The organism is Nitratidesulfovibrio oxamicus (genome assembly GCF_015731765.1).
Taxonomy (GTDB): domain Bacteria; phylum Desulfobacterota; class Desulfovibrionia; order Desulfovibrionales; family Desulfovibrionaceae; genus Cupidesulfovibrio; species Cupidesulfovibrio oxamicus.
This window is the reverse complement of record NZ_VRYY01000049.1, coordinates 1-8121: the sequence shown is the minus strand read 5'-3', so window position 1 is coordinate 8121 and position 8121 is coordinate 1. Positions and strand designations below refer to the sequence as shown.

7 protein-coding genes and 1 pseudogene are annotated in these 8121 nt (G+C 68.7%); 2 read left to right on the top strand and 6 right to left on the bottom strand.

Translation table 11 applies throughout. The features are described from left to right. The 3 genes from FVW20_RS02415 to FVW20_RS02405 form a co-directional block, all read right to left on the bottom strand. On the bottom strand, positions 1-1527 hold a 1527-nt coding region (locus FVW20_RS02415), incomplete at its 3' end, for a PAS domain-containing protein (RefSeq protein ID WP_307831309.1). Positions 1528-2014: 487 nt separating this feature from the next. Further along, the gene (locus FVW20_RS02410) at positions 2015-3208 is read right to left on the bottom strand and encodes an AI-2E family transporter (RefSeq protein WP_196608141.1); all 1194 of its coding nucleotides are present in this window, start codon (positions 3206-3208) and stop codon (positions 2015-2017) included. 136 nt (positions 3209-3344) lie between these two features. Then, a complete protein-coding gene (locus FVW20_RS02405) occupies positions 3345-3527 on the bottom strand; it encodes a hypothetical protein (RefSeq protein ID WP_196608140.1) in 183 nt (60 codons plus the stop codon). Between the two features lie 214 nt (positions 3528-3741). Between FVW20_RS02405 and FVW20_RS02400 the strand changes: the two genes are divergently transcribed. Continuing rightward, entirely contained in the window at positions 3742-3948 is a 207-nt protein-coding gene (locus tag FVW20_RS02400) for a hypothetical protein (protein WP_196608139.1), read from the top strand. A 67-nt stretch (positions 3949-4015) separates the two neighbouring features. Here the strand turns inward: FVW20_RS02400 and FVW20_RS02395 are convergent, their stop codons facing one another. The 3 genes from FVW20_RS02395 to FVW20_RS02385 all read right to left on the bottom strand — a co-directional run bounded on the left by FVW20_RS02395 (position 4016) and on the right by FVW20_RS02385 (position 7036). Next, complete coding sequence (locus tag FVW20_RS02395; RefSeq protein ID WP_231038797.1) at positions 4016-5350, bottom strand: hypothetical protein; 1335 nt, start codon at positions 5348-5350, stop codon at positions 4016-4018. 218 nt (positions 5351-5568) lie between these two features. Beyond that, a complete protein-coding gene (mazG, locus tag FVW20_RS02390) occupies positions 5569-6444 on the bottom strand; it encodes a nucleoside triphosphate pyrophosphohydrolase (protein WP_196608137.1) in 876 nt (291 codons plus the stop codon). Between the two features lie 115 nt (positions 6445-6559). After that, positions 6560-7036 carry a CvpA family protein gene (locus FVW20_RS02385; protein ID WP_196608136.1) on the bottom strand — a complete coding sequence of 159 codons (477 nt, stop codon included), beginning with the start codon at positions 7034-7036 and terminating at the stop codon, positions 6560-6562. Positions 7037-7790: 754 nt separating this feature from the next. Here FVW20_RS02385 and FVW20_RS02380 point away from each other — a divergent pair. Further along, a pseudogene (locus FVW20_RS02380) lies at positions 7791-8121 on the top strand (HDOD domain-containing protein); the annotation flags it as partial.

Sequence of the window (8121 nt, the reverse complement as noted above, 5' to 3'; positions counted from 1 at the left end):
CGAAAGCCACAGCCCGCCGAACTCGCGCAGGGCCTGCCCGGCCACGTCGGGGGGCAGCAGGTCGCGCAGGTCCGTACCCGCCAGCACCCCGTCGGGGTAGCCGAAAGCGGCCTCGAAAGCCCTGTTCACCGCCAGCAGCCTGCCCCCGGCATCCAGCAGGGCCATGCCCGCCACGGCGTCCATGAACGAGGCGCGATAGCGCACCTCGTCCAGGGCGCGGCGGCCCAGATCGCGCCGGGCGGCCAGGGCGTCGGCCACATGGCCGGACACCAGCTCCAGCAGGCGGCGGTCTTCCGCAGAAAACCCCTGCCTGACCCGCGCGGGCACGGCCCGCGGCAGGGGCTGCGTGCCGACCGGCTCTGCCCGTTCCAGGGTATCGGCATGGTCGGCATCTCCCTCGCCCGCCACCCGGCACGCAATGGCCCCCAGCACTTCGCCGGTACGGGTGCGCAGCGGCACGCCCAGCCAGTGGGCGGGAACGGGATCGGGCAGGAGGCATTCGCCAAGTTCGGCCAGTTCGCGAAGTTCGTCGGCGTCCACGCGCACGGTCTCGCCGCGCAGGTACACCCGCGCCGCAAGGTCGCACGGTGGCGCGGCATCCTTGCGCCCGGCTGCCTCGTCGGAAGAATACACGGTACGGCTGCCGTCGCCGGGGTAGACCACCAGTTCCGGCGGCTCGCCCGGCAGCAGCGAACGGAAAATGCGCGTGAAGGCCGCGCCAAGGCTGTCGGGATCGGCCTCGTGCAGGGTGGCGTGGGCGATGAGGTGCAATGCGGCGCGGTAGCGGTCGGGCCGCGCGGTGCCGGGCGTCTGGGCGCCCTCGGTGGCGGACCAGCCCACGGGAAAGGGCACGTCGTCGAAACGTCGCCGGGCCAGGGCCTCGGGCCGGTCGCCGCCCCTATCGGGACGGTCCGTACGTTCCAGCGGGCGCATCAGGTGCACCACATGCAGCGGCTGGCCCTGGGCGTCGTGCACCGCGTACAGGGTGACCGAGGCGAGCATGGTGCCGCCGTCACCCCGCAGGAAGCGCTTGCGCACGCTGCCGCCCTCGTCCTGGCCGGATGCCACGCGCAGGAACAGCGCCAGCACGTCGGCAGTGCCTTCCAGCCCCACCATGCGGGCGCAGAACAGCGAGGGAATGCCCTCCGGGCCGCAGCCAAACAGGTCGGCCATGCGACCGTTCATGTACAGCAGCTGACCCGCCGGGTCGAACACGCACACGCCGATGCCCGCCGCGCCGAACTGCGCGGCAAGGTCACCGTGGGGCCAAAATCCGCCGCGGGAAGGCCTGTCAGGCCCGCAAGGCGCCGGTTCTGGTAAATCAGGCGGAGCCCCATGGGCGGTGGGGAGAGGGGAATCGGACGTCGCTTCGAGGAGGCCGGGTGTGGGCGGAGCGCCCAGTTCTTCCTGCAACGCGCATCGCGCAGGCTTGCCCAGCATGGCGGCCAGGTCCGGCAGCCCGGCGAACAGGCCGTCACCGGCTACGCAGAGGCCGGACGGCAACGGCGACAGGGAGGGCAGTGGCACCCCGTGCGCCTGAGGCGATGGGTTCGCCTGAGGCGAACGGGACGTGTCAGGCTGCGGGGGCGTATCCGACGGACCGACGCGGCGCGCCGCGTCCTTGCCTGCCATTGCCTCGGCCATGGCAGAGCGTTCCGGATCGGCATGCGATTCTGCGGTGCCGGACACGGGATGTGCACCGGAAGGTTCGCGCAACACGTCTCTCCCTGCGGGTCGAAACCCGGTTCACCGACGGTTTGCGATACGGGGCCGGATGTACCGGCGGGGCCGCGTGCCGTGCTGGGCACACCCGAAGGGCGTGCGGCGTCTGGAATGACGGCGGGCAATGCCTGCCGGATCTGGCAGGCCCCGGTCCGTCCACGGCATTGTCCCCTCGCTGCGGGCGGTCAGCACCCACCCAGTCCATCGCCTATCGGTAACCTTGAAAAATGGCAAGAAGGCCACGCGTTCGTTACCCGCGTGTTTCCGGCCCCGGTTACTCCAGGGGCCGCCCCTATCCGCCGCCCTTTCCTTCCGGGGAGCTGGTTGCCGCGTTTCCTGCCCCTTCCGCTTCGTGGTCCGGCAGCGGACAATTTGCTCCGTTCGCCGTCTGCGGGGCCAGAATGTCGCGGTACTCCTCGCCGTACAGGTTCAGCATGACCATGGTGAAGCTGAGAATGAGCGGGCCGTAGATGATGCCCGCCATGCCGAAGGTCTTCAGCCCGCCCAGGATGGACAGGAAGATGTAGAACACCGAGGCACCGGAACTGCCCCGCATGAAGTAGGGCCGCAAAAATGAATCCGCCCCGGCCACCACCAGCGAGCACCACAGCACCAGGAACACCGCCCCCTTCCACTGCCCCATCAACAGCAGGTAGATGGAGGCCGGTCCCCACACCAGGCCCGTGCCCACCACCGGCACCAGCGAGGCAAAACCCATCACCGTACCCCAGAACAGGCCGGGCATGCCCACGATGGCCATGCCAAGCCCCCCCAGCACCCCCTGCACCACGGCCACCAGCAGCCCGCCCACCAGCACGGCGCGGGCCACCCGGCGCAGGCTCTGGATGATCATGTCCTCCTGTTCCTCGCGCAGGGGGCACAGGTATTTCACTCCGGCCACCATGCGCTTGCCATCCTTCAGCATGAAGAACATCACCAGAAGCAGCAGCAGAAAGTGCAGGAAGAACAGCATGGTGTTCCCCAGCACGTACGAGCCCCACTGTATCAGCGTCTGCCCTGCCGTGCGGGACATCTGCAACAGGCTGGTCTGGAAGTCGATGTGCCCCAGGTCGATGAACGGCAGGTTCACCCGCACCCATTGCAGCCACGGCTCCAGGTTCGATTCCGAAAGCAGGGCCGCCGGCCCGCCGCCGCTCAGCCACTTGTTGATGGCCGTCACCGTCTGCATGCCCTGGGGAATCAGCAAGGCCACGAACACGCACAACGGAATGACGATGCACACCACCAGCCCCGTCAGCACCAGCAGTGCGGAAACGATGGAACTGCCCCGCACCAGCGGCTTGCAGCGCAGGTACAGCGGATAGCAGATGGCGGAGAACACCGCCCCCAGGATGAGGGTGTGCAGGAAGGATTCCACCAGTTGATAGGCCAGCCACAGGGCAAGCAGCAGCAACAGGAAGAGGAAGTACGAAAACAGATTGCGCGAGGTGGTAGCGCGATTTCCCTTGGCCGGGATGGTATTCATGGATGGGTGCCCGTTGGTGGGATGCTGCATTTGCTGCACGGATGCCGTGCAGCGGAGGAGGTGGAGGAAAGCGCCTGTGCGGCCCGCCCTTGCGGTGCGCGGGACCGGGGATTTGAATGCGGTCCGGGCCCGGCGCCTACATGGCGCCAGCGGGCTTGCCAGCCAGCCCGCAATAGCCTTCGTCGCCTTCGCCGCTGCGCTGGGGGTGCTTGAAGCGCCACATCATGCATTGGGCGCCGACGCAGAAGCGCATCTTGTCGTCGCTGGTCTTCAGGAAGGGACAGTAGCGAAACTTGGCTTCGTTCTGCGGCATGAGCATGGCGGCCTCCCTTGTGGATACGGCTCGGCGCGGTCTGCCCGGCCTGCCGGCGCCCCGTATGCGGTACGGGCGGCGTGACTGCAAGGACTGGCGAAGATGATACGCAAGACAGGTGCGGAATGCATCCGTTTTCACGGGTACCCCTGTGGAAAGCGCGCCACCTGCCGATAGGAGGGATACGGGGCGACTCATCTCCCCGGAAAGGAGGTGCGCCATGCGGATAGACCAGCTTACCGGTGGCGCGGAGGGCATCCTGAACGTGCTGGAGCAGACCCGCCTGATGCAACAGGACGGGCAGCAGCTTGCGACCATTCAGGCAGACGCCCTTCCCCGGCAGGAACGCCGGGACGCCGGACAGACGCAGACCGAGTCTCCCGTGGCCGTGCGCGGCCTTGGGGAGCACGTGGACGTCACCGTCTGACGCGCGGGCGCCAATGGGCACCGGGGTGCGCCGTGGCGGAACGGTTCCGCTGCGGCGCACCCGACCTTTACGAGAGCAGGCGCATCAGGTCGTCAAGCCCCGTGGCGGGATCGAACGCCCCCAGATCGTGCCCATCCGGCGTACTGGGAGCCATGCCTGCTTCCGCCGGGTCCAGCGCGGCGGGGCGGCCCAGCACGGCAAGGCACATCCTGTCCATCAGTCGCACCCGGCGGCGTGCCTCTGCGGCATCCAGGGCCGGGGCATGCACCCCTTGCAGCATCAGGATTTCCATGTTCAGGCGGCCCAGCCGCTCGGTGAACTCGTCCGCCTCGCGCGCGGCGCGGGACAACCGTTCGCGCCGCGCGCAAAGGGCCGCATGCGCGCTCTTGCCGGGCGGCAGGTCGTGCAGCAGGTCCAGCCACAGGGCCAGCGTCTCGACGTAGCCGGGGTCGGACTGGGGCATGTGCCTGATGAACCGCAGCACCAGGTCAGGGCGACTTTCGCGGACAGGCCCGGGGGGACTGCCCGCAGGATCGTCACACGGGGCGGGGGCGGCTTCCGTCAGGGCGAACCGGGCATCGCGCAGGGCCAGAAGCACCGCCAGGGCCTGTTGTTCCGGCAGGTGTTCCGCCGCGGCAACGGCCATGGAGGCGGGAACCACCCGGTCCAGGCGCAGTCGGCGCACCAGCAGGGCCATGGCCCAACGAGGCACGGGCAGGGTGAGCCGGACAAGCTCGAGCATGCCGGTGCCGGGCGTGCTGGCTGGGTCAGGCGTGCCGGACGCGGCTGGCCCGTGGGACGCAGGGGCAGAGCCCGACAGGTCGGGCAGGTCGGGCAGATCGGGCAGATAGGGCAGATCGGGCAGGCGTGGCGGATTTCCGGCAACGCCGGAGGCATCCGGAACATGCAGCACGGCGGTGGCGTCCGGCGGCAACACGGCCAGCACCGCGTCCGCAAGGCGGACCGATGGCGCACCGGGGTCGGATGCGCCCGGCGCATCCTGGTCAGCCTGCGACGCCAGCAGCCGCTCGACCGACAGGCGCAGGGCGGTGTCCGGGTACAGCAGGTATTCCAGCGCGCCTTCGGCGGCAGTATCGGCAATATCGGGGGGATCGGGAGTGCCCGGGTGCTCCGGGGAACCGGGAGAGCCGGGGGGGCCGTGTCCTTCCGGCTTGGCCCCCAGCAACGGGGCCAGCCGCGCGGCGGCCCCCCGTGCAGGCAGGCCCGCAAGCCCCGTGACACCCAGTTGGGCCTCCAGGAACGCGCGGGCCGGGGCATCCAGGCGCACCCCGCGGGCCAGCCAGTTCAGGATGGCATCGGCAATACGCAGGGCACGCGGGTCCGGCGTCCTGCCGTCCCCGACAGAAACGGCAGGGAGGACGGAGGGCACGACGGGGGCCATGGTCGCCATCGTTGTCGGACTGGCGGCATCCGGCGCGGCATTCCGCCCGGTCGCCCCTGCCGGGCCGAGGGCCTGTGCCGCATGACTCGCGCGGACCGGACGGGCACCACGGAACGCGGGAGCACGGACGGCAAGGCGCGTTCCCCGCTCTGCGCCGCGCTGGGCCGCGACATCGTCGGCCCGGTCGATTCGATCAAGTCGGTCGAATCGGTCGGGCATCAGGCCTTTTCGGCGGCCTTCACCTCGTTCCACAGTGCGTCCTTTTCTTCAAAGGGAAGGTTGGGAAAGTCCAGCCCGCGTTCGCGCGCCAGCGCCTCCATGCCTTCGAAGCGGCGCAGGAACTTCAGCGTGGCGTAGTCCAGCGCGGCGTTGGCCTTGATGCCCTTGCGGCGGCCAAGCTCCACGATGGTGAACAGAAAGTCGCCCAGTTCCTGCTCCTGGCGCTCCTTGTCGCCGCTGGCCGAGGCGTCCAGCCATTCCAGCCATTCGGCCTCCACCTGCTGCTCCACGTCCTCGTCGCTCTCCCAGGTGAAGTCCACGCGGGCGGCCTTGGAGTGCAGGCGATAGGCCTTGACCAGCGGGGGCAGCCCCTTGGGCAGGCTGTCGAACACGCCCCCCGGGGCATCGCCGGACGCGCCATCGGCGGGAGCGGCCTGTGCATCGCCCTCGGCGTCGGCATCCTCGGCCATGGCCGCCGCCTTTTCCTCACGCTTGATGCGTTCCCAGTTGCGCAGCAGTTCCTCTCGGCTGGCGCATTCACCCTCGGCAAACACGTGCGGGTGGCGGCGAATCATCTTGGCGGCGTTGCCTTCCACGGCATCGGCCAGCGTGAACGCCCCCTTGTCGGCATACAGGCGCCCGATGAACGCCAGCAGGAACATCACGTCGCCCAGTTCCTCGCGCACGTCGTGCACCTTGCCCGAGCGGATGGCCTCCACCAGTTCGAAGCATTCCTCGATGACGTAGTCGGCCAGCGATTCGGGGGTCTGCTCACGATCCCACGGGCAGCCTTCGGGGGCCAGCAGGCGGTCAATGACGTCGGTGATGGCCTGAAGGCTGTGGGGAGAATTCGGGGACGCGGATTCGGTGCTCATGGTCTGCGATCCATCGGATGCCCGGCGCGCCGGGCGTTGGAGGTGGGATTGGGGAAGCAGGGATTCGGGTCGGCGTTCGCCGTCCGTCGGCATTTGGGCCAGCGTTCGCAGCTCGTCAGAACAATTGCTGCGGCAAAAACGTCTTCACGTAGCTGGTAATCATCGAAAGGTACGGAATCACGCGAGAATCGCGCACAAACGCGGCGTCTGGCAAAAAATGCAGCAGCACGGCCAGCAGGATGGAGCAGATCAGCAGCCCCTTGGCCGCGCCCATCACCCCGCCCGCCATGTGGTCGAGCCACCCCGCGAAGGTGATGACCAGCAATTTCCGGATGATGCGCGCCACGATGGCCACCACCAGCAACACGCCCAGAAACACACCCACGTAGGCGATGACGTTGACCCAGCCGGGATCGCCCACCACCTTGGCCACATGGGGAGCGGCATCGCCGTGGTGGCGGTTGGCCAGAATGAACCCGCCGATGACCCCCACGAGGCCCGCCACCTCTTCCACGAAGCCGCGAAACAGCCCGCGCAGCACGAACAGCCCGACGATGATCAGGAACGCTGCGTCCAGCATGTTGAAATTCATTCGGTTTCCTTGGGACGAAGAGAGAGTGGAATCCGGGCCCGACAGCGAACCGGGGGCCGGGGAACTTCGTGGCCGCCCGCCACGGGCAGGAAGGCGCCGAAGGAAACTGCCGGGACATCACCGTGACATTGCCGGGGCAGGTCCGGAACAGGTCCGGGACAGGTCCGGGACAGGAACGAAACGGACACGGGGCGCACACGGGATGTTCGGGAAACACGCATGCGGCGCGGGTCCGCAGCCTGCCGGCCCGGGCACGTACCTACCAGAACTCGCCCCGAAGGGGAAGCAAAGGGCGGCAGCACTGATTTGTGGGCAGCCTCGGCGGCGGTGTCGGGGCGGCATGGGGGTGGTGCACGGCAACCCTGTTGCATGCGCCCGGTCATTTCCTGTACTATGCTTCGGGTCCGTGTCGCCCTCGCTCGCCAGGCACATGGGCGCACCTGAACGATTCGGCGCGCCAAACGCCCCTCGCCGGGCCGGGCACACCGCAGACCGTCCAGGCGAGGCATACCGAATCATGCCAGTCTGCCAGCCATGCCGAATCCGCAGAATCTGGCAGACCAGCTGAATCTGCCGAATCAACAGAATCTGCTGAACAAGACCGGACCGCGCCGGACCACGCCGGACCGCGCCAGACCAGACCGGACCGCGCCGGACCGCGCCAGACCAGACCGGACCACGCCGGACCCCAGCAGCCCGGTACACAGGCAGCGAGCCGTTTCGAGCATCTGCCCGCAGCCCCGCACGGAGCCTCATGACACGCATCAGCATCACAGACCTGAAGCCAGGCATGCGCGTGGCCGACGACATCCGCGACGGCAACGGACGCCTGCTGTTCAAGTGCGGCGACGTGCTCTCGCCCGCGGGCCTGCGCATTCTCAAGATCTGGGGCGTCACCGAGGCTGCCGTCATCGGCGAAGAGGGCAGCGAAGGGGACATGCCGCCCATGGTGGCCGCCCGCTTCGACGAAGCCATGGAACGCACCCGCGCCCACTTCGCCCTGCACGACCCGGCCAACCCGCACGTGGCCGCGCTGATGCGCCACTGCGCCTTGCGCCTTGCCGCCTCGCCCCCGCCATGGCCCG